The following is a 25,167-nucleotide window of genomic DNA, read 5'->3' as shown; positions in this document are numbered from 1 at the left end:
TCGGCTGTTGCTAATCTTCAGTAGCGAAGCCCGCTAGTATAGCAACAAACTTCCGCTCGGCAACCTTTTTTGCGCCGAAGGGAAGAAAATCGCGTCATCCCCCCTCTAGGCGCCCCCTGGGGCAGCCCCTCTCCCTCTATATATGGCACTCATCTCTCTCCTGGACGCCCAGCTGGCTTTCGGCCACACGCCGCTGCTGGACCATGCCGATTTCTCGCTGGAGGTCGGCGAGCGCGTGGGCCTGATCGGCCGCAACGGAGCAGGCAAGTCGTCGATGCTCAAGATTCTTGGCGGCCTGGCGCATCCGGACGATGGCGCCATGCATGTGCAGCAGGGCGTGCGCATCGCCTATGTGGCGCAGGAGCCCTTGCTCGACGCCGGGCACACCGTCTTCGAAGCGACGGCCGCAGGATTGGCGAACGTGGTGGCCCTGCGCGAGCGGTATGCGCATGCCACCGGCGCAGAACTCGATACGCTGCTGACCGAGATCGAAGCCGTGGACGGCTGGAACTGGGAGCGCCGCGTCGAAGAGACGATGCAGCGGCTGCACCTGGACCCGCAGGCCCGCATCGGCGCCCTGTCCGGCGGGCTGAAGAAGCGCGTGGCGCTGGCCCAGGCGCTGGTGGCGCGTCCGGACGTGCTGCTGCTGGACGAGCCGACCAACCACCTGGACGTCGATTCCATCGAATGGCTGGAGGAGCTGCTGCTGGCCTTCCCCGGCAGCGTCGTCACCATCACCCACGACCGGGCCTTCCTGGACCGGATCTCCACGCGCATCGTCGAACTGGACCGGGGTCGCCTGCTGTCCTATCCCGGCAACTTCGGGCAGTACGTGCTGCAGAAGGCGGAGCAACTGGCGCAGGAAGCCGTCATCGCCGCCAAGGCGGACAAGCTGCTCGCCCAGGAAGAGGTGTGGATCCGCAAGGGCGTGGAAGCGCGACGCACGCGCAGCCAGAGCCGCATCGGCCGGCTGGAAGCCCTGCGGGCCAGCCGTGCGGCGCGGCGCGATGCCGTGGGCAGCGTGCGGATGGACATCGCGTCGGGATCGGCATCGGGCTACCAGGGCAAGATCGTCGCGGAACTGGCCAACGTGACGAAGGCATTCGGTGACAAGGCGATCGTGCAGGATTTCTCGGCCACGATCCTGCGGGGCGACAAGGTGGGGCTGGTGGGACCGAACGGCGCCGGCAAGACCACGCTGCTGAAGCTGATCCTCGGCGAGCTGGTGCCCGACAGCGGCACCGTGCGCCGCGGCGCCCATCTGGAAGTGGCGTACTTCGACCAGATGCGGCATGCGCTGGACCTCGACGCCACCCTGGAAGATTTCATCAGCCCGGGAAGCGAGTGGATCGAGATCGGCAACCAGCGCAAGCACGTCAAGAGCTATCTCGGCGATTTCCTGTTCTCTCCGGCGCGTTCGCAGTCGCCCGTCCGGTCGCTCTCGGGGGGTGAGCGGAACCGGCTGCTGCTCGCACGCCTATTCGCACGGCCTGCGAATGTGCTGGTGCTGGACGAGCCCACGAACGATCTGGACATCGACACGCTGGATCTGCTGGAGGAGCTGCTGCAGTCCTATGACGGCACCGTGTTCCTGGTGAGCCACGACCGCATGTTCCTGGACAACGTGGTGACCAGCACCATCGCCTACGAGGGCGACGCCCGGTGGCGGGAGTACGAGGGGGGCGTGCAGGACTGGCTGCTCCAGTCCCGGCGCAGCCGGTCGCTGGCGGCGACGGCTGCCAAGCCGGCCGGGCGCGAGGTGGCCAGGGAGGCGCCGGCCGTGGCTGCGGCCGCCACGCGAAGCGCACCGGCGAAGAAGAAGCTCAGCTACAAGGAGCAACGCGAGCTGGAGCAGTTGCCCGAGCGCATCGCGGCGCTGGAGGCGGAGCAGGCGTCCATCCGCGAAGAGCTGGCGGACGGCAGCCTCTACGTGCGCGACGGGGCGCATGCCGCCGCGCTGCACACGCGGGAAGGCGAGATCGAGGATGAGCTGATGGCCGCGCTCGAACGCTGGACGGAACTGTCGGAGTGATGCGCCCGACCGGTCGGGCCCGTTCCGGAATCGGAGAACGGACTCGTCCGCCCGGTCTCCGCCCTTTTCCCCGACGCTTCAGATGCGGTGGTGCAGGCGGTCGGTCGCGCCGCGCAGGCGCGTGATGAGCGCGGGCGCGATCTGGGTGAGCGGCAGCACTTCGTCCGCCGCGCCATGCGCGATCGCTTCGCGGGGCATGCCGAACACGATGCAGCTGGCCTCGTCCTGCACGTAGTTGTAGCTGCCGGCGTCCTTCATTTCGCGCATGGCGGCCGCGCCGTCGTTGCCCATGCCGGTGAGCATGACGCCGAAGGCGTTCTTGCCGACCACGGCGGCGGCGGACTTGAAGAGCACCTCCACCGAGGGCTTGTGCCGGTTCACGGGTGGGCCGTCGTCCACCACGGCGACGTAGTTGGCGCCGCTGCGGGCGACGTGGAACTGCTTGCCGCCGGGGGCGATGTAGGCGTGGCCGGGCAGGATGCGCTCGCCGTTCGTCGCTTCCTTGACGGTGATCTGGCACAGGCCGTTGAGGCGGGCGGCGAAGCTCGTCGTGAACCCGGGCGGCATGTGCTGCGTGATCACGATGGCGGGCGAATCGGCGGGCATCTGCACGAGCACCTCGCGGATGGCCTCGGTGCCGCCGGTGGAGGCACCGATGCAGATGAGCTTTTCGGTCGAGATGCGCCCCAGCAGCGTGGCTGCGGGGGTGATCGGGGCGGCGGAGCCCGGCTGTGCGGGCCGGTCCGCGGGCCTGGCGGCCGGGGCCCGGCGGACCTGGGCCACCGCCGCGACGCGGATCTTGTCGACGATCTGGGTGGCGAGCTCGTTGAGCCCGCTCGACAGCCCCACGCGCGGCTTGGCCACGAAGTCCACCGCGCCGAGTTCCAGCGCCTTCATGGTGACTTCCGCGCCCCGCTCGGTCAGCGTGGAGATCATCACGACGGGCATGGGCCGCAGCCGCATGAGACGGCCCAGGAAGTCGATGCCGTCCATGCGCGGCATTTCGACGTCCAGCGTGATCACGTCCGGGTCCTTCTCGCGGATCATCTCCCGGGCGATGAGCGGGTCGTTGGCCGTCCCGATGCACTCCATGTCGTGCTGCCGGTTGATGATTTCCGACAGCAGGCTGCGCACCAGCGCGGAATCATCCACCACGATCACACGGATCTTCCTGCTCATTCCGTCTGGTCCTTCTCAATCAAAACAGATCCACCGACCCGCCGGCCGTGGCCTTCGCCACGGTGGCCGCATTGCCCTTGACGTCCTGCGCGACGAGGGCTTCCGGATGGGCATGGGCCAGCCGCTTGACCATGGCCTTGCCCGTCACGGGAAAGAACACCACTTTACGCGGATAAATATCGAGCACGTCCTCGGACACGATGGGAATCCGTTCGGTCTGCAGGTAGTTCATCACAAAGGTGGTGTTCCGCTCGCCGACGTTCATGGTCGTGAAGTTGTGCATCACCTGTCCGCCGCCGAACACCTTGGCCTGCAGGGACTCCCGGCGCGCGCCGAGCTTCAGCATCTCGTTGATGAGCAGTTCCATCGCGTAGGAGCCGTAGCGCCCGGACACGTCGTTGGAGTCGCCGTCGGGCAGCATGAAATGGTTCATGCCGCCGATGCGGCTGCGGCTGTCCCACAGGCACGCGGCGATGCAGGAGCCCAGCACGGTCATGATGACCAGGTTTTCGTCCGAGACGAAGTATTCGCCGGGAAGCACCTTGACCGCGTTGTGCTGGAAGTGGTGGTCGAAGAAGAAGAAGGAGGCTTCGCCGGGGCGGCGGGTGCGCCCCTTGAGTTCCTGCAGCGTCGACTGCTTCGCGGCGCCGGCGGGAGCGCTCGAATAGACGTCGGCACTGAGGGGGGCGATGCGCGGGGCCTGGCGGCGCTCGACGCCGTCGAACGCCGGTGTGGAGGCAGAAGCGCCAGACGCGAAGGGGGAGCCGGGACGGTGTTGGGTCATGGGGGGCTTCTTGCGGAGGCAGCCTTATCGGCGCTCGTACACGGTCTTGCCGCGCAGATTGAAGAGATCGCGGGACTCGCTGAAATTTTCCGCGTGGCCGACGAACAGCATGCCGCCCGGCTTGAGGACGCGGTGGATCTTCTCCAGCACGCGGCGCTGCGTGGGCGCATCGAAATAGATCATCACGTTGCGGCAGAACACCACGTCGAAGGGCTCGCGGAAGGGCCAGTCGTCGCGGATCAGGTTGACGCTCATGAATTCGATGGGGCGGCGCAGCTCGGGCTTGACGCGCGCCAGCCCCGCATTGGGGCCCTTGCCGCGCAGGAAGAACTTCTGCAGCCGCTCGGGGCTCAGGCCCTTGACGCCGTCCATGCGGTAGACGCCTTCGGACGCGGTGGCCAGCACGCGGGAGTCGATGTCGCTCGCCGTGAGCTTGAACGGCGCATTGGCGCCGATGGATTCGATCGCGGTCATGACGATCGAATAGGGCTCCTCTCCGGTCGATGCGGCATTGCACCAGACGCTCCAGGGCCCCGAGGGACGGGAGCGCAGCAGGTCCGACAGGATCTCGAAGTGGTGCTGCTCGCGGAAGAACGCCGTGAGGTTGGTGGTCAGCGCGTTGACGAATTCCTGCCACTCCGGGCCGTCGTGGGTTTCCAGCCAGCCGAGGTAGTCGTGGAAGCTGGTGTGGCCCGTCTCGCGCAGGCGCCGCGACAGGCGGCTGTAGACCATGGCGTGCTTGCCGTCGTGCAGGCTGATGCCCGCGCGCTGGTAGATGAGGCCCTGCACGCGGGAGAAGTCCGCGTTCGTCCAGACGAATTCACGCCCCTGGGCCAGCGGCCCCGAGGAGGGGGCGTCGGCGGGGTCCGGCATGCCGCGCGGGGGAACGGAAGAGGAGGAGGTCTGGCGCATGTTCGATTCGATTCAATTCCGCATCTTCTTCTAGGGCCGGCCCGCGGGCCGGGGGAACGCCGATCCCCATGCCGCGATTCCGCTGGAAGGGCCCTGTCTCTGTCCCGGCCCTGCCCGCGAAAATCAGTCGTTGCCCGATATGAGGCCCATGTCCGGGCTGGACATGAGCTTCTCGATGTCGAGCAGGATCAGCATCCGTTCGCCCACCGAGCCGAGCCCCACGATGCAGCTGCTGTCGATGGAGCTTTCGATGTCGGGCGCCATGCGGATCTGGTCGGACGTGAGTTCCATAACGTCGCTCACGGAATCGACCACGATGCCCACGACCCGGTTGCGCAGGTTCAGGATGATCACCACCGTGAAACTGTTGTATTCGGCCTTGGAACAGTCGAACTTGAGCCGCATGTCGACGATCGGCACGATCGTTCCACGCAGGTTCGTGACGCCCTTGATGAATTCCGGGGCGTTGGCGATGCGGGTCGGGGGTTCGTACCCCCGGATTTCCTGCACCTTGAGGATGTCGATGCCGTATTCCTCCTGGTCCAGCCGGAAGGTCAGGTATTCGCGCGCACCGGCCACTCCGGCGCCGGCGGCTTCATTCGTCTTTTCAATCACGGTCGCCATGGGAAAGCTCCTTCAGTCTGCACAGCGGCGTAGGTTTCAGTGGCGCACCCGGCGCACGAGCGCGCCCGTGTCGAGGATCAGGGCGACCGTGCCGTCGCCCAGGATGGTGGCGCCGGACACGTTGGGCACCTTGCGGTAGTTGGTTTCGAGGTTCTTGACCACGACCTGGTGCTGGCCGAGCAGCTCGTCCACCAGCAGGGCCACCCGGCTGCCGTCCGCTTCGACGACCACCATGATGTTGCTGGACTTGGTCTGGTCGATGCGCGGTACCTGGAAGGTCTTCTCCAGGGCGATGACGGGCATGTATTCGTCGCGCACCTTGACCAGCTGCGAGCCCTGGGCCACGGTGTTGACGTCGTCCGAATTGACCTGGAAGGACTCCACGACCGAGGACAGGGGCAGGATGTAGACCTCTTCCCCGACACCCACGGACATGCCGTCCATGATGGCCAGCGTGAGGGGCAGCCGCACCGACACGCGCATGCCGTAGCCTTCGGCGGAATCGATCTCGACCGAGCCGTTGAGCGCGGCGATGTTCTTCTTGACCACGTCCATGCCCACGCCGCGGCCGGACACGTCGGTCACCTCGTCGGCCGTGGAGAAGCCCGGAGCGAAGATGAGGCCCCAGACGTCCGCGTCGCTCATCTGGTCGGAGACGTCCAGGCCGCGCTCGCGCGCCTTGCGCAGGATCTTCTCGCGCGAGAGGCCGCGGCCGTCGTCGCGCACCTCGATGACGATCGAGCCGCCCTGGTGGGAGGCCGACAGGGTGATGGTTCCGTGCTCGGGCTTGCCCGCGGCCAGCCGGTCCGCCGGCATTTCGATGCCGTGGTCGCAGCTGTTGCGCACGAGGTGGGTGAGCGGATCGGTGATCTTCTCGACGAGGCTCTTGTCCAGCTCGGTCGCTTCGCCGAGGGTGACGAGGTCCACCTTCTTGCCCAGCTTGTTGGCCAGGTCGCGCAGCATGCGGGGGAAGCGGCTGAACACGATCGACATGGGAATCATGCGGATCGACATCACCGATTCCTGCAGATCCCGCGTGTTGCGGTCCAGGTCGGCCAGGCCCGCGAGCAGCTGCTGGTAGACGGCACCGTCGAGGCCGCGGCTGTTCTGCGCCAGCATGGCCTGGGTGATGACGAGCTCGCCCACCAGGTTGATGAGCTGGTCCACCTTGTTCACGGCCACGCGGATCGTGGTGGATTCCATCTGCGCCTGGCTCACGGCCTTGGGCTCGGCGGTGCGCGCACCTGCCGCGGACGACTTGGCGGCAGAGGCATCGGCGCTGCCGGCCGATACCGCCGGCGGGGCGATGTCTGCACGGTCGCCGGGCATGCCGGGCGCGCCGGCGAAGAAGCCGTAGGAGGCTTCCAGTGCTCCGGCGGGCGCCGAAGGTGCTGCGGCCATGCCGTCGGCTTCCTCGGCGGACGCTTCGGCCGCGGCACCGGCCGCGGTGATGCGGACCTGCTCCTTCGACACGTGGAAGGCGAAGAGGTCGAGCAGGTCGTCGTCGGTGGACGTGGTCTCGACCGCGAAGGCGCGCACATCCGGCTGCTCGGACGGCAGATCCTGGATGGTGCCCAGGCCCGGGATGTCCCGGAAGAGGTCCTTGACGGCGTCTGCCTGCTCGCGCCGCTCGACGGGGCCGATGCGGATCTCGAGCGACCGCGACACGCCGGGTGCCGAAACCGTGGAGGCAGGAGCCGGTGCAGGAGCCGGTGCCGGAGCGGGCACGGGCGCCGGAGCGGCCACCGCGGCCGGTGCGGGCGCGGGAGCGGCACCCGCAGCCGGCACGACGCCCGCGGCGAGTTCGCTGATGCGGCGCACCAGGTCGCCCGTGGAGACGGCCTCGCCCTGCCCGCCGGCCTGGTGGCGGGCCAGCAGGCTGCGCGAGGCGTCGGCGGATTCGAGCAGCACGTCGACCATCTGCGGGATCGGCTGGAGTTCGTGCCGGCGCAGGCGGTCGAGCAGGGACTCCATCTGGTGCGTCAGTTCGGCCACGTCGGAGAAGCCGAAGGTGGCGGCGCCGCCCTTGATGGAGTGGGCGCAGCGGAAGATGCCGTTGAGCTCTTCGTCGTTGGCCGCGCTCAGGTCCAGGTCGAGCAGCATGTGCTCCATCTGGTCCAGGTTCTCGCCCGCTTCCTCGAAGAAGATCTGGTAGAACTGGCTGAGGTCGAAATCGCTGCCCGCGCCTTCTTGGTAGTTGTCGGCCATGGATGGCTCTCCGTATTCTGGTGGATGACGCGGTGGGCTAGCGGATGACCTTCTGGATGACTTCGATCAGGCGGTTGGGATCGAAAGGCTTCACCAGCCAGCCCGTGGCGCCCGCGTTGCGGCCGGCCTGCTTCATCTGGTCGCTCGATTCGGTCGTGAGGATCAGGATCGGAATGGTCTTGAAGCGCGGGTGTTCGCGCAGCTTGCGCGTGAGGCCGATGCCGTCGAGCCGCGGCATGTTCTGGTCGGCGAGGACCAGCTGGATGTCGTGGGTTTCCGCCTTTTCCAGGGCATCCTGGCCGTCCACGGCCTCCACCACATGGTAGCCGGCACCCGTCAACGTGAAGGACACCATCTTGCGCATGGAGGGCGAGTCATCAACGGCGAGGATCGATTGCATGTAGGGCTCCAACTCACTTGAATATATAAGGTAACCAGACGGGGCGAAGGTCAGAACAGGTCGATGGAACCGGCGTCCATCTCGCTTTGCGTGACCGGATTGGGCCGGTCAGGTGCCATCTCGGCGAACGGCGCGGCCTCTTCGCCGTCTTCCGAGCCCATGGCCTCGGAAGCCAGCCTGAATGCACAGCCCTGGAGCACCTTCGTGGTGTGCCAGATCAGCTGGGAGGCCATGTCCTGGAACTGCAGTTCGGTGACGGCGCTGCGCAGCGCGGTGCGCAGGGCCTGCAGTTCCGGAGCGCCCTGGACGAGCTCGTCGGTCAGTGCGCGGTTGGCTTCGCCGAAGCGGTCGAGCAGGTTGTCCGTGGCATGGCTGAGCAGACCTTCGAGGCGATGCAGGTCGCGCATGACAACGAGCAGGGAGTCCTGGAGTTCGGCCGCCACCATGACCGGAAGCTGGACTCCTGGCTCATCGGGGCCTGTTAGCGTAGATTGCATGGTCTCTCCATGGCAGCATGGCGGCTCTGGGCACGCTCAATCCATTTTCGGTAAACACATGCGGGTGGCCCACACCACCGGCAACGGCGCAACGGCTGCAAGCCAGCGGCGGTGCGCTTCGCACGGCACAAACGAAGCCGTTTGTTCCAATATGTATCCTATGATAGCGTTCATATGGCTTCAGGAGTAACGGTTAAACCCCTGCGCATCCTGCATCTCGAAGATTCCCCTGCGGACCATGCTTTGGCGTGCATTACGTTGCGCCGTGCCAACGGGATGTATGAAATCCGCCACGCCGACACGATGGAGACTTTCACGGCCTGGCTGGATGCGGAGCGCTTCGATCTGGTCCTCGCCGACTACCGCCTGCCGGGCTTCACGGCCCTGGACGCCTGGCGCATCGTGAGCGCCCGCGCCGACGCGCCCCCGTTCGTGCTGCTCTCCGGCGCCATCGGCGAGGCCGCGGCCGTGGATGCGATCCGCCTGGGCATGGCGGACTACCTGCTCAAGGACGACATGGGCCGGCTGCCCCACGTGATCGACCGGGCGATCGAGGTGCACGAGGCACGCCGGGCGCGCAAGCAGGCCGTGCGCGAACTGGCCGCCTCCGAACGCCGGCTGGCCGAGCTGACCGAGCACCTGCAGACCTCGATCGAGAAGGAACGCGCGGCGATCGCCCGGGAGATCCACGACGACATCGGCGGCGCCCTGACCGCGGTGCGCTTCGACGTGGAGTGGATCCGGCGGCATGCGTCGGAAGAGCCGGTGCGCCGCCATGCGGGCGACGCCACGGAGATGCTGCAGCACGCCATCGGGGCCAGCCAGCGGATCATGATGGACCTGCGCCCGCCCATCCTCGACCAGGGCCTGGTGGCGGCAGTGCAGTGGCTGGCCGAGAGCTTCGAGCGCCGCACGGGCATTCCCACGCGGGTGCATGCGGGCCGGGACACGATCGCGGTGCCGGCGGACGTGCAGCTCGTGGCCTACCGCACGGCGCAGGAAGCACTGACCAATGTCTCCAAGTACGCCGAGGCGGGCCAGGTGGCGATCGACCTGTCCGACAGCGAGGGGGTGCTGACGCTGGAAGTGACCGACAACGGCCGGGGGATCGAGCCCGCCATGCGGAACAAGCCCAAGTCGTTCGGACTGAAGGGCCTGGAAGAGCGCGCGAGAACGGTCGGTGGCTGGCTGGACATCAGCAGCCAGCCGGGCCGCGGCACGTCGGTGATCGTCTCGATCCCGCTGGGCCCCGCGGAAGGCCGCGATGCGGCGGACGGAGGAGAAATGCCATGATCCATGTCGTGCTGTGCGACGACCACGCCGTGCTGCGACGCGGCATCCGCGATACGCTCACCGAGGCGACCGACATCCAGGTGACCGGCGAGGCCGGGGGCTATGCGGAGCTGCGCGACATCCTGCGCAAGGTGCCCTGCGACGTCCTGCTGCTGGACCTGAACATGCCGGGGCGCAGCGGGCTGGAGGTGCTGACGAGCCTGCGGGAGACCGACTCGGCCATCCGGGTGCTGGTGGTGTCGATGTACCCCGAGGACCAGTACGCACTGCGGTGCCTGCGGGCCGGCGCGCAGGGCTATGCCAACAAGGCCGGCGACCCGATGGAGCTGATCGAGGCGGTGCGCACGGTGATGCGGGGCCGCAAGTACCTGACGCCGGAAGTGGCGCAGATGCTGGCCGACAGCCTGGCGCAGCCCGCGCCCGAGCTGCCGCACGAATCGCTGTCCGAACGCGAGTTGCAGACGCTGGTGAAGATCGCCTCGGGCAGGCGGCTCTCGGACATCGCGGAAGAGCTGATGCTGAGCCCGAAGACGGTGAGCGTCTACCGGGCGCGGGTGCTCGAGAAACTCAAGCTCACCAACAACGCGGAGCTGACGGTGTATGCGATCCGCAACCAGCTGGTGTGACACGGCGCGGCGGCGGGCATCGCCCGGCCCGCGCTGGCACTGGCGCTAGCGCTGCGACGAGAACAGGTCGATCGACTGCTGCATCAGCGTGAGCACCGGCTGCTCGAGCATGGGCAGCGTGGCGGCGATGCCGAGCATCCCCACGGTGAGGGTGACGGGGAACCCCACCGCGTAGATGTTCATCTGCGGGGCCACGCGGGAGATCACGCCCAGCGCCAGGTTGACGAACGTCAGCAGCGCGATCATGGGCAGGGCGATCCAGAGCGCGCTGGAGAACAGCGATGCGCCGAGGTCTTGCAGGCGCAGCTGGCCGAGCGACTGCAGGAAGCTGCCGTCCACGGGAAAGGCGTCGAAGCTCTTCACCACCGCCATGAGCACCACGAGGTGGCCGTTGATGACCACGAAGAGCAGCAGGGCCATGTGGCCGAAGAAGCGGCCCACCGCGCTCACCTGCCCGCTCGAGGAGGGATCGAAGAAGGAGGCGAAGTTCAGCCCCATCTGCAGCCCGATGACCTCGCCCGCCAGCTCGACGGCGGAGAACACCAGGCGCACCGCGAAGCCGATCGCCAGGCCCACGGCGACCTGCTGCGCCACGGCGCCGAGCGCTTCGCGGCCGTTCAGGTCGATCACCGGCTGGTCCGGCAGCGCGGCCTGCGCGCACACCGAGACCAGGAACGCGAGGCCGATCTTGGCCCGGACCGGGATGGTGCGCATCGAGAAGACGGGCGCGACCGAGAACATCGCCAGGACCCGCAGGAACGGCCACAGCACCGGCGACAGCCAGGCCATGATCTGCGCCTCGGAGAAGGTGATCACGCGGCGGTCACCCGACGATGGAGGGGATCGATTCGATGGTGCGCCGGATGTAGTCCACCAGCGTGGAGATCATCCAGGGGCCGATGACGGCGAACACGACCATGGCCGCGATCAGCTTGGGCACGAAGGCCAGCGTGGCCTCGTTGATCTGCGTGACGGCCTGGAAGATGCTCACGAGCAGGCCCACGGCCATCACGCTGCCCAGCACGGGCATGGACACCATGAGCAGCAGCGTGAGGGCGTCGCGGCCCATCGTCAGCACCAGTTGCGAGGTCATGGGGAATTTCCTTCTTCTTTGGCGGGCGTCAGGTGACGAAGCTCGCGGCCAGGGAGCCGATCAGCAGGTTCCAGCCGTCCGCCAGCACGAACAGCATGAGCTTGAAGGGCAGCGCCACGAGCACGGGCGACAGCATCATCATCCCCAGCGACATCAGGATGCTGGACACCACCATGTCGATGACCAGGAACGGGATGAAGATCATGAACCCGATCTGGAACGCCGATTTCAGCTCGCTGGTGACGAACGCGGGCACGAGCACGCGCATGGGCGCGGTTTCCGCCGTGGCGTCGGCGGGCAGCTTCGCCAGCCGCGCGAACAGGGAGAAGTCCGACTGGCGCGTCTGCTTGAGCATGAAGGAGCGCATCGGCGCCTCGGCCCGCTCCACGGCCTGCTCGAAGGTGATGCTGTTGTTGCTGTAGGGCAGGTAGGCGTCGGCGTAGACGCGGTCGAACGTCGGGCCCATGACGAAGAAGGTGAGGAACAGCGAGAGCCCGATGATGACCTGGTTCGGCGGCGCGGACTGCGTGCCGAGCGCCTGGCGCAGCAGGGAGAGCACGATCACGATGCGGGTGAAGCCCGTCATCATGAGCAGCACGGCCGGCAGGAACGACAGGGCCGTGAAGAACAGCAGCGTCTGGATGGGGACCGAGTAGCTCGTGCCCCCGGCCCCCGCGCCCACCAGCACGGGCAGGCTGCCGCCAGCGCCAGCGCCGCCGGTGGCCTGCGCCCAGGCGGAGGATGCCAGCAGGCAGGCGAAGCCGCCGGCCGCGGCCATCGCGGCATGCCGCAGCCACGGAGCGGCAGCGGCGCCCGGCGCACGGGCCGTATCGGAGCGGGAGGTTTCAACCATGCGGCGCGGGCGCGTCCTGGCGCCGGGTGGCCGCCGCCATCTCGCCGGCGAAGGACGCGGGAGCGGGAACAGGGGCCAGGGAAGACGGCCCTGCGGCCGAGGGATGGAGCACGTGCAGGCACTGCACATTCTGGGCGGTGACGCCCAGCACGAGCCAGACGCGCTGGTGTTCGGGGCCGACCTCCACGGTCACGACGCGCTGCTGCGGCCCGACGGGAACGGCCGAAAGCACCTTGGCCGCGGCGCCGGCGTGGGCCGCCGGGCCGCCCGCCTGGCGCTGCTGGAGGCGGCGCACCAGCCAGGGCAGCAGCGCCACGGCGGCGATGAACAGGACGACGACGACCAGCGTCTGCCCCATGCCGGCCCCGGGAGCGCTATCCACGGCTCACGCGGCGCAGCCGCTCCGAAGGGGTCACCACGTCGGTGAGCCGGATGCCGAACTTGTCGTTGACCACCACCACCTCGCCCTGCGCGATGAGGTAGCCGTTGACGAGCACGTCCATCGGCTCGCCGGCCAGCGCGTCGAGTTCCACGACGGAGCCCTGGGCGAGCTGCAGGATGTACTTGATGGGCACCTTCGTGCGGCCCAGCTCCACGGACAGCTGGACGGGAATGTCCAGCACCATGTTGATGTCGTTGACCGGGGCCTCGTTGCTCGAGGACGAGAACGGGCGCACGGGTTCGCCCGCGAGCGGGCCGCCCTGGTCCACGGGCTGCGGCTCGTCGGAATTCTTCTGCTCTTCCAGCGCCTCGGCCCAGCCGGCGAATGGATCGTCCGCCGCCGCCTTGCCGTCGTTGTCGTTGCTTTGGTTGTCGCCGTCAGTTGACATTTTTCTCTCCCAGCCAGTTCACGTCGGGGTTGCGCAGGCACTCCTCGATGCGGATGGCGTACTTGGAATTGTGCGTGCCGTACTGGCACTCGAAGATGGGAACGCCCCCGATCGATGCCTGGATGCGCGGCTCGCGGTCGAGTTCGATGAAATCGCCGGGCTTCATCGCGAGCAGCTGCTCGACGGTGGCGTCGGCGCGGGCCAGTTCGGCCACGAGGGTCACTTCGGCGGCCTGGATCTCGCGCGTCAGCACGCGCACCCAGCGGCGGTCCACCTCGATGGAGTCGCCCTGCGTCGAGGAATAGAGCACGTCGCGGATCGGCTCCAGCGTCGCGTAGGGCATGCAGATGTGGATGGCGCCCGACAGATCGCCGATTTCCAGCTGGAAGGCGGTGGACACCACGATCTCGCTGGGCGTCGCGATGTTCGCGAACTGCGGCTGCATTTCCGAGCGCTGGTATTCCAGCTCGAGCGGATAGATGCCGTGCCACGCCTTCTTGTACTCGGTGCAGATCACGTCCACCAGGCGGTTGATGACGCGCTGTTCGGTGGGGGAGAAATCCCGGCCCTCGATGCGGGTCTGGAACTTGCCCACGCCGCCGTAGAGCGTGTCGATGATGCCGAACACGAGCGAGGGCTCGCAGACGATCAGCCCGCTGCCGCGCAGCGGCCGGATGGCCACGATGTTGAAGTTGGTGGGCACCGCCAGTTCGCGCAGGAAGGCGCTGTAGCGCTGCACGGACACCGTCCCCACCGAGATCTCGGGGCTGCGGCGGATGAAGTTGAACAGGCCGATGCGGAAATTGCGCGCGAACCGCTCGTTGACGATTTCCATCGTCGGCATGCGGCCGCGGACGATCCGCTCCTGGCTGGAGATGTCGTAGTTGCGGATGGCACCGGTGTCCGCCGCTTCCTCGACGGACTTCTGGCTCTCGCCGGTGACCCCTTCCAGCAGGGCATCGACTTCTTCCTGGGAAAGGAATGACTCGCTCATCGGGAATCTCCTGCCGGGGTCATTGGATGATGAAGCTCGAGAAGAGGACCTGCCGCACCGGGTTGGTGTCGGCCTTCGGCGCGGGGGCTTCCTCGTCGTCCTCTTCGTCGCTCGCGCGCCGCTTGCGCGGCTTGGGCACGGTGTAGCCGAGAGGACGCGAGACCTCGCGGCGGATGTCGACGGCCAGCTTCTCCTTGCCTTCGCGCCCCAGCAGCTCCTCGGAGGTCCGCTGCGAGACGAGCATCAGGACCGCGCTGCGGATGCTGGGCAGGTACTGCTTGACCAGGTCCGAGGTCTTGGCGTCCGCCAGCTCCAGCGTGATGCCGATCTGGGCGAAGCGGTCGCCGCCCGAGTCGGCGAGGTTCACCACCATGTTGTCGATGGGAAGGAAGGTGGGCGCCACCTTCGGGGCGGCCGGCGCTGCGGCCTTGGCCTGGTGGCCGCCGCCACCGCCTTCCTCGTCCTCGTCGCCGTGGCTGCGTTTGGAGAGCATGAACCAGGCTGCGCCCCCGCCGGCCAGGACCAGCACCAGGACGATGGCGATGATCAGGACCAGCTTCTTGCTCTTGGGCTTGGCGGCAGCGTCGGCGGGCGGGGTGGCGGACACGTTGGATTTCCTTGCGCAGCGGATTCAGGGAGAGGGACGGCAGGCAGCCAGTGACCGGAAGCCGCGCGGGCGGGCCGCGCCCGGGACGGAGCGCAGGCTTCCCGCATGCGGCCATTATTGGGCACCGACGCGGCGGATAATAGCCAGAATAGCGCCGGAAACTCCTGCTTTACCCCCTCGCCCTTCGCCGGCTGCGGCGGTCCGGCACGCCGCGCCACACAGTGACCCGCCCGCCGGCTGGCCGCCCGTCAGGCGAAGACGTCGAGTGCGCGGTCCGGGCGCGCCGCAGGGCGTGCGACGGCGCCGCCGTCCTGCATCGCGCCCCCCGCGGCCTGCACGCGCCCGATGCGGGAGCCGCCTTCCCCGCGTCCGGCGGGCCGTCCCGGCGCATCGCCGCCGGCACCGCCTGCACCGCCTGCGCCCGACTGGCCGATGCTGACCCCCGCCAGTTCGAGCCCTTCGCCGCGCAGCAGTTCGCGGAGCTGGGCGACGCTGGTGTCCAGCAGATCGCGGGTCTGTGCCTGGTCGCTGCGGAAGGCCACGTGGGCCTCGTTGCCCGAGAGCGATACCGAAATCTCGACGGGCTGGCCCTCCCGGTCGATCGTGAGCTCGGCATTCTGCGTCTTCTGGTGTACCCAGAAGGCCACCTGCTCCGCGATCTGGTCCTCCATCGGCATCTGGAACCCGTCCGCCACGCCCGGCGTGCCGTCGCCCGCGGTGCCCGGGGCCCCCAGGGAGGACGACTGCAGCCCTTCCGTGCCCAGCGGTTGCGCGGAGCGCTCCGCGCCGGCAGAGGACTGGAAGGCCGACTCGGGCCGGCCGCCCGCGCCCGCCTGCTGCATCAGGGCCTGCAGATCGCCATTGCCGCCGGACGCGGCGGCCGGCGCGGCCTCGGCGCCGCGTGCGGCGGCGCCCGCCCCCGCCGTCAGGGATGCGGCGAGGTCGCGCCGGTCACCGCCCGGCTGGGCCGCGGAAGCCGCTGCGGCCATCGATGCGGCGGCGTGGGCCAGCCCGGCCGGCAGGGCATCGTCCTTGCCGCCCAGGAAAGGAACCGCGAAGCTGCCGCCTGCCGAGGCGCCGTTTCCGTCGGTGCCGCCTGCCGCTCCCATGGGGGAATGCGCGCCCCGGGCGAACCCGGCACGCAGCGCGGAGGACGCCTTGCCGGCCACACCGGACGCACCGCCCGCTCCGTCGATGAGTGCCGTCTGGCCCACGAGGCTGCTCGCATCCATCAGGCCCGCCGGCCGCAATGCCTGGGCCAGCAGGCCCGCGCCCGCGCCGGCGCCGGCACCTGCAGCGTCGCCGGACCATGCGGCCGCGGCGGCCGTGCCGTTGCCGGCCGCTCCGGGGAGAAGGCCCTGCAGCGCGACCGAGAGCGGATCCATGCCGGAGAGTGCGGGCGATGCCGGACCACCCTGCCCGTCCCCCGCGAAGGCCGCGATGGCGGCCGTGCCCGTATCCGTGCCCATGCCCGCGCCGGCATCCATGGCCTCCATCCCCGCGCCGAGCGAGGCGAGCAGCATCGAGAAGCCGCCCTGCCCGGCCGCCGCGGCGGTGGCATCGGTGGAAGCGTCCGTCGCAGACTGGCTTCCGGCGGCCTTGCCGGCGCCACGGGCGCCTTTGGCCTCGTGGCCGGCATGGGCCGAAGACGTGCTACGGGAGGCTTGGGTGCGGATGTCGTTGGTCATGGTGATGGTTCCTCTGGCCCGTCGGGGCCCTGCCCCGTGACCGGGGCCTTTCCGAAACGCAGCGCGGCGCGCTCGTCCGTCTGTTTCTGATCCCGCCGCGCCTCGGCCTGGGCCAGGTCGTGGCGCCGCCGCTCCACCACCTTGCGCAGCGCCGCGACGCGCAGCTCGGCCTGCAGCAGTGCCTGGCCCGCGGCCCGCACCCGGCCTTCCTGCTCGCCGATCACGTGGCTCTGCAGGCCCACGGCATGCCCGAGGCGGTCCATGAACTGGTAGTGGTGGTACATGACCTCCGGCTTCACCGTGGCGTCGGCGCGCATGCCCCAGCGGCCCTCGGTCTCCTGGGCGTAGTTCTGCAGCTGCTGCAGCTGTGCCTCCGACGCGCTGCGGGCGCGCTGGAGGTCCTGCAGCGCCTGGCGCGCCGCGTCCCGCTGCCGCTCCGCCATCTCGACGGCGACGAGGAATGCCTGGAGGGATGCCATGCTCGAATCCTCTGCGCGGTCAGGCCTGCGGGCCCAGCACGGCCGCCATGGAATGCAGGCTTTCCTGCATCGGCGCGGCCTCGAACATGCTCTGCTGCAGGAACGCGGCCATGGCCGGCTGCAGGCGGATGGCCTCGTCCAGGGCCGGATCCGACCCGCTCATGTAGGCGCCCACCTGGATCAGGTCACGGCTCTTCTGGTAGCGCGAATAGGTGGCGCGGAACCGGCGGGCGAGGTCGAAATGCTCGCGCGAGGCGACGTTGTGCATGACGCGCGAGGCCGACTGCTCGATGTCGATCGCGGGGAAGTGCCCGGTCTCGGCCAGCGCGCGCGACAGCACGATGTGCCCATCCAGGATGGCCCGCGCCGCGTCGGCGATCGGGTCCTGCTGATCGTCGCCCTCGGAGAGCACGGTGTAGAAGGCGGTGATGGAGCCCACGCCGTGCAGCCCGTTGCCGCTGCGCTCGACCAGCGCGGGCAGCTTGGCGAAGCAGCTGGGCGGGTAGCCCTTGGTGGCGGGCGGCTCGCCGATGGCCAGGGCGATCTCGCGCTGCGCCATGGCGTAGCGCGTGAGCGAATCCATGAGCAGCAGCACGTGCTTGCCCTTGTCGCGGAAATGTTCCGCGATGGCGGTGGCATAGGCGGCGCCCTGCATGCGCAGCAGCGGCGGCGCGTCGGCCGGTGCGGCGACGACCACGGCGCGCTCCCGGTCCTGCGCGCCCAGGATGTCCTCGACGAACTCCTTGACCTCCCGGCCCCGCTCGCCGATGAGGCCGACGACGATCACGTCGGCGCGGGTATAGCGGGCCATCATGCCGAGCAGCACGCTCTTGCCCACGCCCGAGCCCGCGAACAGGCCGAGGCGCTGGCCGCGGCCCACGGTGAGCAGGGCGTTGATCGCACGCACGCCGGTGTCCAGCATTTCGCGCACGGGGTCGCGGTCCATGGCATTGATCTGGCGGCGGTCCATGGGCTCGGAGGACACGTCCTGCACCGGGCCGCCATGGTCCAGCGGCAGGCCCTGCGAATCCACCACCCGGCCCAGCAGGCCGTCGCCCATGGGCAGGCGCAGCACGCCCGCGGCGGTCGACGGGCGCGTGGCATCGCCCAGCCGCGGCACGGGCACGTAGGGAGCGGCGGGCACGACGCTCGCGCCGCTCGAGAGGCCGTGGATGTCGCCGGCCGGCATCAGGAAGGCCCGGTCGCCCGAGAACCCGACCACCTCGGCCAGCACGGCCTCGTGGCCCGGCATCTGCACCAGGCACTGCGAACCCACGGGCACGCGGATGCCGACGGCCTCCAGGACGAGGCCGGTCAGCCGGGTGAGCGTGCCGCGGGTCTCCAGCGGGCTGCCGTCCGCCACGCGCGCGCGCGCATCCGCGAGGAACGCTTCCCAGGGCGCGGCGTGCGCATCGCCCGCCTGCGCCTGCGGGACGTCGCCGTGCACCATGCCGTCAGCCATGGCCATCCTCGTCGATCTTCCAGGCCGTAGACAGCCCGAGCGCCGCGATGGCGCGGCGCCAGCGCCGGTCGAGCGAGCCGTCCACCACCATGCCAGCCGATTCGACGATGCAGTCGCCCTCGGCCACGGCCGCATCGGGCACCCACTGCACCTTGGCGCCGGTGTATTCGGCCGTGAGCGGCTGCTCGAGGAACTGCCAGTCCGCCGGATGCAGCCGCACGGTGGCGTGCCGCCCCTCCGACACCAGCATGCCCAGCGCCTCGCGCACCACGGGCAGCAGCGCCTGGGGGCCGGAGGACAGCTCCTGGCGGACGACCTGGCGGGCGATGTCGCAGGCCAGGGCCAGGATGTCCTGGGCCATGCGCTGCTGCAGCGCGGCCAGCCCGGCATCCGCGGCCTGGACCACGCGTTCGAGCTGCGCGGCGGTCTCCCGGCCCTGGCCGGCGATGTAGTCGTCCATGCGCTGCTGCCACGCGAGGGCGGTTTCTTCCTCGCCCTGCGCCCGTCCCTGGGCGAACGCCTCCTGGCGCGCGGCTTCGAGGGCCTCCAGGTGGGTGGCCTCGTCGATGCCGGGCGGGGGCAGCTCGGCCGCGTCGGGCTCGGCGGCCTCGGGCACCGGCACGGGATCGGAGCCGTCCACGGCACCGAAATGCCATTGCGCCACTTCGGCGATCTCTTCGCTCGGGATGAAGCGCGTGTACGCGCCGCGGGGACTATACGAATGCGTCATCGCCGCCGCCTCCGATCACGATCTGGCCTTCATCCGAGAGGCGCCGCACGGTCTTGAGGATTTCCTTCTGCTGCGCCTCGACTTCGGACAGCCGCATGGGTCCGCGCGATTCCAGGTCTTCGCGCATGGCTTCGGCCGCGCGCGAGGACATGTTGGAGAGGAATTTCTCGCGCAGTTCCGGCTGGGCTCCCTTGAGGGCGACCACCAGGGTTTCGGAGGCCACTTCGCGCAGCACGGTCTGGATCGCGCGGTCGTCGAGCTTGTTCACGTCGTCGAACACGAACATCTTGTCCATGATCTTCTGGGCGAGGTCGGGGTCGTAGCTGCGGATCGACTCGAGCACCGGCGCATCCATGTTGGAGCCCAGCAGGTTGATGATCTCGGCCGCCGCCTTGACGCCGCCCAGGGAGCTCTTGCGGATCTTGTCGCCGCCGGCGAGCACCTTGAACAGTACCTCGTTGAGGTCCTTGAGCGCCGTCGGCTGGATGCCTTCGAGCGTGGCCACGCGAAGCAGTACCTCGCCGCGCTGGCGGTCCGACAGCTGCATCAGCACCGCGGCGGACTGCTCCGGGTCGAGGTGCACCAGGATGGCCGCGACGATCTGCGGATGTTCGTTGCGCAGCAGTTCCGCGACGGAGAGCGGGTCCATCCACTTCAGGCTTTCGATGCCCGAGACGTCGCCGCCCTGCAGGATACGGTCGATCAGCAGCGCCGCCTTGTCGTCGCCCAGCGCCCGCTTGAGCACCGCGCGCACGTAGTTGCTGGTGTCGGACACCAGCAGGCTCTGCGCCGCGGCATCGTTGGAGAAGCGGTTGATCACGCTGTCCACCTTCTCGCGGGAGACGGACTTCATGCGGGCGATGGTCTCGCCCAGCTTCTGCACCTCTTTGGGAGACAGGTGCTTGAACACCTCGGCGGCTTCCTCCTCGCCGAGGGACATCAGCAGGATCGCCGCGTCGTTCAGGCCTTGCTCATCCATGGGAACTTACCGCCGGTCGGGGTTGGGGGTGGTGGGTGTGGGCTGTCATCGGCGCCATCATCGGTGGATGCAGCGCGGGTTTCAAGCCTCGCCGTTCACCCACACCTTCAGGATGTTGGCGACGGCCACGGGATTGTCCTTGGCCAGCACGCGCGCTTCCTCCAGGCGCAACTGCTCGGGGCTCTGGAGCACGTCCTCCGGCTTGGTCGGGGCGGCCAGGGCCGGGCGCTCGGGCTCGTCGGCCTCGATCGTGTCCACCTGGCGGCCCGTCGCGGCAGCGACCGCAGGCGCCGGAGGCTGGTTCATGCCCTTGATCGCGGGGCGCACCAGGCCGAGCAGGATCAGCGCGGCGAAGAGCGAGATGCCCACGGGCCAGCCCAGGCTCTTGGCCAGCTCGATCATCTCGGGCTGCTTCCAGAGCGGCAGGTCCACCACCGGCGTGCTGTCCACCAGGAACTGGGTGTTCATGATGTTCACGGAATCGCCGCGGTCCTTGCTGTAGCCGATGGTCTCGCGCACCAGGGCGGTCATCTGCTCGATCTGCTCGGGCGTGAATGCCTTGGCCTGCGGCGCCTTGCCGGCGGCGTCGGCAATGGCCTGGTAGTTGACGACCACGGCGGCGCTCACGCGCTTGATCGCACCGCTGCCCGCGCGGGTGACGCGCACCGTCTTGTCGACTTCGTAGTTGGTGATGGATTCGCGCTTGGAACCGGTCGCCTGGCCCTGCTGGCCGTTGCCGGCGTTGGGCGCGGGGTTGGCGCCGTTGATCGGCGCTGTGGAGGGCTGCGGCGGCTGGTTGCTGGCCGCGCCCGGAACACCGGCGGGGGGCTGGTTGCCGCCCTGGGAGCCGGAGCTCTCGACCACCTGCTGGCTGCGCACGGCGCCGCTGTCGGCCGTCTGGTTGGGGCGGTGCTGCTCGGAAGTCTGCTCGGACTGCGAGAAGTCCACCTCGGCCGTCACCTGGGCCTTGACGTTGTTCTTGCCGACCACAGGCTCCAGGATGTCCAGGATGCGGCGGGTGTACTGCTGCTCGATCTGCTGCACGTACGACAGCTGCTGGGCGTCCACGCCGTTGCCGGCGGCGGTGTCGGGAGACTGCGAGAGCAGCTTGCCGGTGTCGTCGAGCACGCTGACGGCGGAGGGGGCCATCTCGGGCACGCTGGAAGCCACGAGGTGGACGATGCCGGCCAGCTGCGTGCGGTCGAGGAAGCGGCCGGGGTACAGGCTCAGCAGCACGGAAGCGGAGGGTTTCTGCTGCTCGCGGAAGAAACCGTTCTGGTTGGGCAGTGCCAGGTGCACGCGCGCGCTCTGCACCGACGACAGCGCCTGGATGGAACGGGTGAGTTCGCCTTCGAGCCCGCGCTGGAAATTCAGCCGCTCCTGGAACTGCGTCACGCCGAAGCGGTTCGTCTCCATCAGCTCGAAGCCGGTCACCGACCCCTTGGGCAGGCCCTGGGTGGCCAGGCGCAGCCGCACGTCGTGCACGCGCTCGGCCGGCACCAGGATGGCGCCGCCGCCTTCCGCATACTTGTAGGGGACGTTCATGGTGGACAGCTGCGCCACGATCGCGCCGCCGTCCTTATCGCTCAGGTTGGAGAACAGCACCTTGTAGTCCGGCTGCCGGTTGAGCACCACCGCCGCCACGATGGCCGCCACGAGCAACGCGATGCCCACGCCGAAGCGCATGCGCTTGGAACGGTCGAGCGCAGAGAAGCGCTGCAGCACCGAGGGCGCGCCGGTGCTGGCGGGGGGGGCGACGGGAATTTCGGCGACTGCGGACATGGTGCTTTCCAAGGGGCTCGCCACGGCACACGGGATCTGGCGTGCCGCGATTATTGGGCGCACCCGCCCTGACCGGCAGCCGGATAAGCCGCCCGTTTTCCCAGTTATTCCCCGGGATGGCCCGGCCGCCCGCCCCTAGGATTGCACCATCCCGCAACCCCCACCATCGACCGCCATGGACTTCCGCATCTCCAGTTCCACCGCTCCCCTCACGGGCGCCGGCCTGGCGCGCCGTGCCGCGGCCGCACCCGACGCTGCCGGCCAGGAGGTCGGCTTCTCGGACGCGCTCAAGGGGGCGCTGCAGTCGGTCAGCTCCGCCCAGAACCGGGCCAGCGGGCTGCAGCAGGAAGTGCAGATGGAAAACCCGGCCGTGAGCCTGGAAGAAACCATGATCGCCATCCAGAAGGCCCAGGTCGGCTTCCAGGCGACGCTGCACGTGCGCAACCGCATGGTGCAGGCCTACACGGACATCATGAACATGCAGGTCTGAGTCCGGCGGAGAGCGCCCCTCGCCGACGCCTCCTCGAATGAAAAATGCCTCGCACCCGTAAGGGAGCGAGGCATTTTTCGCGCTGGCGCGGCGATCGGGGAGGCTCGTCGCCTGGAGGGCCCCCACCCCGCCGTTGCCGGCGGGGCGAGCCGCCCAGCTCAGTGCATGATCATCGGCTGGCGCTCGAACAGGTGTTCGAACTGTGCGAGCCAGGGTTCGGCCAGGCAACGGATCTCGGCGTCGTTGCGCAGGATGCGCTGCATGATGCGCGTCTTCTCGCGGCGGTGCTCCGGCAGCAGCTCCTGGTCCTGCGACTTGAAGCGCAGCTGCTCGATCAGCACGGCACAGGCGCCTTCGCAACGCACCACCTCGTCCCAGTCCTTGAGCTTGGCAGCCTCGAGCATCCGCGCACTGCTGTCTTCGATGGCCTTGTAGTAGTCAATCAGCATGTCGTTCATGTTTCAGGCCTCCGCCACCACGGGGTGTGCCACGTCATTGGCGGCCGCATTGGACACCGCCATCTTCTTGATCTCGTTCCACCCCTGGGCGACCGGCTCGATGAGGCGCGCGACTTCTTCCAGCATCGCGTCGTCGTTCCTGGCGTTCGCCTGGATCAGACGGCGCAGGCTGTAGTCGTACAGCGCATCCAGGTTGCCGGCCAGCGCTCCGCCTTCCTCGCGATCGAGCGCCGTGCTCAACCCTTCCTCCAGGATGCGCACCGCCTTGGAAATGGCGGAGCACTTGGTCGCCACGTCCCCCCGCGCCAGGGCCCCGCGCGCCGTGGCGATGGCATTCAGCACACCGGCATACAGCAGGCTGACCAGCTGGTGCTGGTCGATGGTGTGCATGCTCGTTTCAACGTTGATGCGCTGGTAGGCATTGGCACGGGATTGGTAAGCGGTGAACATGGCGGTCGCTCCTCGGAATCTGTTATTCAATTTATCGGCGTTCCGCCACGAAACTGAAGGCCCTTCACAGGGTTTTATTCCAGGCGACCGCCTGCTGCTGGATGTAGCTGTTGAGCTGGTTCATGGTGGACATCTTGGTGTCCAGCGCCGTGTAGCGGGCGATGAGGTTCTTCTCCACCTCGCTCGCCCGGTCGGTGATGCGCTCGACGTCCGCGGCATTGCGCTTGAGCGCCTCCTTGTACGACTGGTCCTTGCTCGCGAAGAAGCCTCCGGTGGAAAGCAGCTTCGAGGTGATGCCCTGGAACTTGCCGGCGAATCCGTCAGTGACGTTGCCGCCATCGGCCCCACGGAAGAAGGCCTTCACGTCGTCGGGAGTCTGCATCGCCTTGTCGAACTTGGTCGCGTCCAGGCTCAGGCTGCCGTCGGGCATCAGGTTGCCGCTTCCGCCCGCGGACACCACCCCCACGTCCGACAGCGACCGGAACGCGCCGGAGGCATTGACGGACTGCAGCGCCATCCGCAGCGTGTTCTGCAGGTTCACGGCACTGGAGTCGCCCTGCAGCAAGCCGGCCGTCTTCGTATCCTTGTCGTACTTGGTGGCGTCGTTCAGTGCGCTGTTGACGGCGTTGTAGGCTGTGATGAAGGCCTGGACATTGGCCTTGACGGCCGAGTTGTCCTTGGAAACCGAGACCGTGACGTCCGCCGTGGTGGGCTTGACGGCCGTGAAGGTCACACCCGCCACGGTATTGGCGAAGACGTTGGTGCCCGAGCTGACGGCGACCCCGTTGACCGTGGCATTGGCATTCTGCGCGTACTCGGTCGAACCGGACAGGACGCGGGACAGCCCCGCGGAGTCGGTGTTGCTGCCATCCGCATCGGTCACGCCGAGCTGGTAGCCCGCGCTCTCGCCGGTGGTCTTGCTGCGCAGCATCAGGCGCTGGCCCGAGGCATCGGTCAGCACCGTGGCGGTGACGCCGGCCTTGGAGCCGTTGATCTTGCTGGCGACGTCTTCCAGCGTATCGGTCGCCGTGACGTCGATCTTCACGACCGCGTCCGAGCCGGCGGCAAAAGTCTTGGGAGTGCCGCTCCAGGTGCCCGTGGTGAGGGTCAGCGTGCCGGCGCCCACGGCGCTTTTGGCGGGCGTCAGCGCATCGGAAATGGAGGACTGGGCCTTGGCCAGGTTCTGCACCTGCACGTTGAACGACGTCGCCGCCGCACCGCCCACGGCAGACACGGTCACGAAATCGGTGCTGGACGAGGTCGCCGCCACGCCGTTCCATCCGGTGACGCTGGTCAGCTTGCCGGCGGCATCGGAGAGGGTGGAGACAAGTGATTTGAATTGCCCGAAAGCGGAAACCTTCGCATTCGTCACGGCCGCCTGCTGGGTCAGGCCGTTGGTCCGGGTGATGGGCAGCTTGACGGCATCGACGGAAGCTTTGATGAGGTCATTGACGTTGACGTTGCCGCCCAGGCCAATGCCCAACGAAGAAAAGCTCGGCATATACCACCTCCATTCAGTCGATGCGACGCGTTGTATCGACGGAAATTATCCCGCCCCGACGGCACGGCATCGCGCCGATAAGCACAGGATAACCCACCCAATCCACCGCTTGCGGCCGCGCCCGCCACCAGCGGCAAAGCGGCAATGGCCGAAGCCGTTGCCGCCTGGAGTGCGGCGAGGCCGCGTGGGGCCTCGCCTTCCGCTGCGCGATCAGCG

27 protein-coding genes are annotated in these 25,167 nt (G+C 68.4%); 4 read left to right on the top strand and 23 right to left on the bottom strand.

What is annotated here, in order from left to right:
* Window positions 1-142: 142 nt before the first annotated feature.
* Entirely contained in the window at window positions 143-2,032 is a 1,890-nt protein-coding gene (locus Q9R47_RS23560; RefSeq protein ID WP_311235539.1) for an ATP-binding cassette domain-containing protein, read from the top strand.
* 78 nt (window positions 2,033-2,110) lie between these two features.
* Here Q9R47_RS23560 and Q9R47_RS23555 read toward each other — a convergent pair whose 3' ends face one another.
* From Q9R47_RS23555 to Q9R47_RS23525, 7 genes are all read right to left on the bottom strand, one after another.
* The gene (locus Q9R47_RS23555; RefSeq protein ID WP_311235538.1) at window positions 2,111-3,211 is read right to left on the bottom strand and encodes a chemotaxis response regulator protein-glutamate methylesterase; all 1,101 of its coding nucleotides are present in this window, start codon (window positions 3,209-3,211) and stop codon (window positions 2,111-2,113) included.
* A gap of 19 nt (window positions 3,212-3,230) precedes the next feature.
* Entirely contained in the window at window positions 3,231-3,995 is a 765-nt protein-coding gene (cheD, locus tag Q9R47_RS23550) for a chemoreceptor glutamine deamidase CheD (RefSeq protein ID WP_311235537.1), read from the bottom strand.
* Window positions 3,996-4,019: 24 nt separating this feature from the next.
* Window positions 4,020-4,868 (bottom strand): CheR family methyltransferase, encoded by an 849-nt coding sequence (locus Q9R47_RS23545; protein WP_311235543.1) that lies wholly within the window; start codon window positions 4,866-4,868, stop codon window positions 4,020-4,022.
* A 162-nt stretch (window positions 4,869-5,030) separates the two neighbouring features.
* Window positions 5,031-5,531: a chemotaxis protein CheW gene (locus Q9R47_RS23540; protein WP_311235536.1), complete on the bottom strand. Its 501-nt coding sequence runs from the start codon at window positions 5,529-5,531 to the stop codon at window positions 5,031-5,033.
* Window positions 5,532-5,567: 36 nt separating this feature from the next.
* The gene (locus Q9R47_RS23535; RefSeq protein ID WP_311235535.1) at window positions 5,568-7,739 is read right to left on the bottom strand and encodes a chemotaxis protein CheW; all 2,172 of its coding nucleotides are present in this window, start codon (window positions 7,737-7,739) and stop codon (window positions 5,568-5,570) included.
* A 37-nt stretch (window positions 7,740-7,776) separates the two neighbouring features.
* Window positions 7,777-8,139: a response regulator gene (locus tag Q9R47_RS23530; protein ID WP_011797390.1), complete on the bottom strand. Its 363-nt coding sequence runs from the start codon at window positions 8,137-8,139 to the stop codon at window positions 7,777-7,779.
* Between the two features lie 50 nt (window positions 8,140-8,189).
* Window positions 8,190-8,636: a hypothetical protein gene (locus Q9R47_RS23525; RefSeq protein WP_311235534.1), complete on the bottom strand. Its 447-nt coding sequence runs from the start codon at window positions 8,634-8,636 to the stop codon at window positions 8,190-8,192.
* A gap of 174 nt (window positions 8,637-8,810) precedes the next feature.
* Between Q9R47_RS23525 and Q9R47_RS23520 the strand changes: the two genes are divergently transcribed.
* Window positions 8,811-9,929, top strand: a complete 1,119-nt coding sequence (locus Q9R47_RS23520) for an ATP-binding protein (protein ID WP_311235533.1) — start codon at window positions 8,811-8,813, stop codon at window positions 9,927-9,929.
* Window positions 9,926-10,555 carry a response regulator transcription factor gene (locus Q9R47_RS23515; protein ID WP_311235532.1) on the top strand — a complete coding sequence of 210 codons (630 nt, stop codon included), beginning with the start codon at window positions 9,926-9,928 and terminating at the stop codon, window positions 10,553-10,555. Before Q9R47_RS23520 ends, Q9R47_RS23515 begins: the two co-directional genes overlap by 4 nt.
* 45 nt (window positions 10,556-10,600) lie before the next feature.
* Here Q9R47_RS23515 and fliR read toward each other — a convergent pair whose 3' ends face one another.
* From fliR to fliF, 13 genes are all read right to left on the bottom strand, one after another.
* Entirely contained in the window at window positions 10,601-11,371 is a 771-nt protein-coding gene (fliR, locus tag Q9R47_RS23510) for a flagellar biosynthetic protein FliR (protein WP_311235531.1), read from the bottom strand.
* 7 nt (window positions 11,372-11,378) lie between these two features.
* Complete coding sequence (gene fliQ / locus Q9R47_RS23505; RefSeq protein WP_311235530.1) at window positions 11,379-11,648, bottom strand: flagellar biosynthesis protein FliQ; 270 nt, start codon at window positions 11,646-11,648, stop codon at window positions 11,379-11,381.
* A 28-nt stretch (window positions 11,649-11,676) separates the two neighbouring features.
* Complete coding sequence (fliP, locus tag Q9R47_RS23500) at window positions 11,677-12,426, bottom strand: flagellar type III secretion system pore protein FliP (RefSeq protein ID WP_311235542.1); 750 nt, start codon at window positions 12,424-12,426, stop codon at window positions 11,677-11,679.
* 67 nt (window positions 12,427-12,493) lie between these two features.
* Window positions 12,494-12,859 carry a flagellar biosynthetic protein FliO gene (locus Q9R47_RS23495; RefSeq protein ID WP_311235541.1) on the bottom strand — a complete coding sequence of 122 codons (366 nt, stop codon included), beginning with the start codon at window positions 12,857-12,859 and terminating at the stop codon, window positions 12,494-12,496.
* A gap of 16 nt (window positions 12,860-12,875) precedes the next feature.
* Entirely contained in the window at window positions 12,876-13,331 is a 456-nt protein-coding gene (gene fliN, locus Q9R47_RS23490; protein ID WP_311235529.1) for a flagellar motor switch protein FliN, read from the bottom strand.
* Window positions 13,321-14,325, bottom strand: coding sequence for a flagellar motor switch protein FliM (gene fliM, locus Q9R47_RS23485; protein WP_311235528.1), 1,005 nt, complete (start codon window positions 14,323-14,325; stop codon window positions 13,321-13,323). Before fliM ends, fliN begins: the two co-directional genes overlap by 11 nt.
* A gap of 19 nt (window positions 14,326-14,344) precedes the next feature.
* Entirely contained in the window at window positions 14,345-14,932 is a 588-nt protein-coding gene (gene fliL / locus Q9R47_RS23480) for a flagellar basal body-associated FliL family protein (protein WP_311235527.1), read from the bottom strand.
* A 248-nt stretch (window positions 14,933-15,180) separates the two neighbouring features.
* On the bottom strand, window positions 15,181-16,620 hold the full coding sequence (locus tag Q9R47_RS23475; RefSeq protein WP_311235526.1) for a flagellar hook-length control protein FliK: 1,440 nt from the start codon (window positions 16,618-16,620) through the stop codon (window positions 15,181-15,183).
* Window positions 16,617-17,099 (bottom strand): flagellar export protein FliJ, encoded by a 483-nt coding sequence (gene fliJ / locus Q9R47_RS23470; RefSeq protein ID WP_311235525.1) that lies wholly within the window; start codon window positions 17,097-17,099, stop codon window positions 16,617-16,619. Before fliJ ends, Q9R47_RS23475 begins: the two co-directional genes overlap by 4 nt.
* Before the next feature lie 19 nt (window positions 17,100-17,118).
* The gene (gene fliI, locus Q9R47_RS23465; protein WP_311235540.1) at window positions 17,119-18,549 is read right to left on the bottom strand and encodes a flagellar protein export ATPase FliI; all 1,431 of its coding nucleotides are present in this window, start codon (window positions 18,547-18,549) and stop codon (window positions 17,119-17,121) included.
* Window positions 18,550-18,553: 4 nt separating this feature from the next.
* Window positions 18,554-19,291 carry a flagellar assembly protein FliH gene (locus tag Q9R47_RS23460; protein ID WP_311235524.1) on the bottom strand — a complete coding sequence of 246 codons (738 nt, stop codon included), beginning with the start codon at window positions 19,289-19,291 and terminating at the stop codon, window positions 18,554-18,556.
* Entirely contained in the window at window positions 19,275-20,270 is a 996-nt protein-coding gene (fliG, locus tag Q9R47_RS23455) for a flagellar motor switch protein FliG (RefSeq protein WP_311235523.1), read from the bottom strand. Before fliG ends, Q9R47_RS23460 begins: the two co-directional genes overlap by 17 nt.
* Before the next feature lie 81 nt (window positions 20,271-20,351).
* Window positions 20,352-22,052 (bottom strand): flagellar basal-body MS-ring/collar protein FliF, encoded by a 1,701-nt coding sequence (gene fliF / locus Q9R47_RS23450; protein ID WP_311235522.1) that lies wholly within the window; start codon window positions 22,050-22,052, stop codon window positions 20,352-20,354.
* Window positions 22,053-22,227: 175 nt separating this feature from the next.
* Between fliF and fliE the strand changes: the two genes are divergently transcribed.
* A complete protein-coding gene (gene fliE, locus Q9R47_RS23445) occupies window positions 22,228-22,542 on the top strand; it encodes a flagellar hook-basal body complex protein FliE (protein ID WP_311235521.1) in 315 nt (104 codons plus the stop codon).
* A gap of 158 nt (window positions 22,543-22,700) precedes the next feature.
* On the opposite strand, the gene Q9R47_RS23440 is transcribed toward fliE, so the two are convergent.
* From Q9R47_RS23440 to fliD, 3 genes are all read right to left on the bottom strand, one after another.
* A complete protein-coding gene (locus tag Q9R47_RS23440; RefSeq protein ID WP_311235520.1) occupies window positions 22,701-23,000 on the bottom strand; it encodes a flagellar protein FliT in 300 nt (99 codons plus the stop codon).
* A gap of 3 nt (window positions 23,001-23,003) precedes the next feature.
* The gene (gene fliS, locus Q9R47_RS23435; protein ID WP_311235519.1) at window positions 23,004-23,450 is read right to left on the bottom strand and encodes a flagellar export chaperone FliS; all 447 of its coding nucleotides are present in this window, start codon (window positions 23,448-23,450) and stop codon (window positions 23,004-23,006) included.
* A gap of 64 nt (window positions 23,451-23,514) precedes the next feature.
* Complete coding sequence (fliD, locus tag Q9R47_RS23430) at window positions 23,515-24,951, bottom strand: flagellar filament capping protein FliD (protein WP_311235518.1); 1,437 nt, start codon at window positions 24,949-24,951, stop codon at window positions 23,515-23,517.
* Window positions 24,952-25,167: the final 216 nt, after the last annotated feature.

The organism is Acidovorax sp. PRC11 (assembly GCF_031844105.1).
Lineage (GTDB): Bacteria > Pseudomonadota > Gammaproteobacteria > Burkholderiales > Burkholderiaceae_C > Paracidovorax.
Note: the sequence above shows the minus strand (reverse complement) of the source record. Positions and strands in the feature narration are given on the sequence as shown.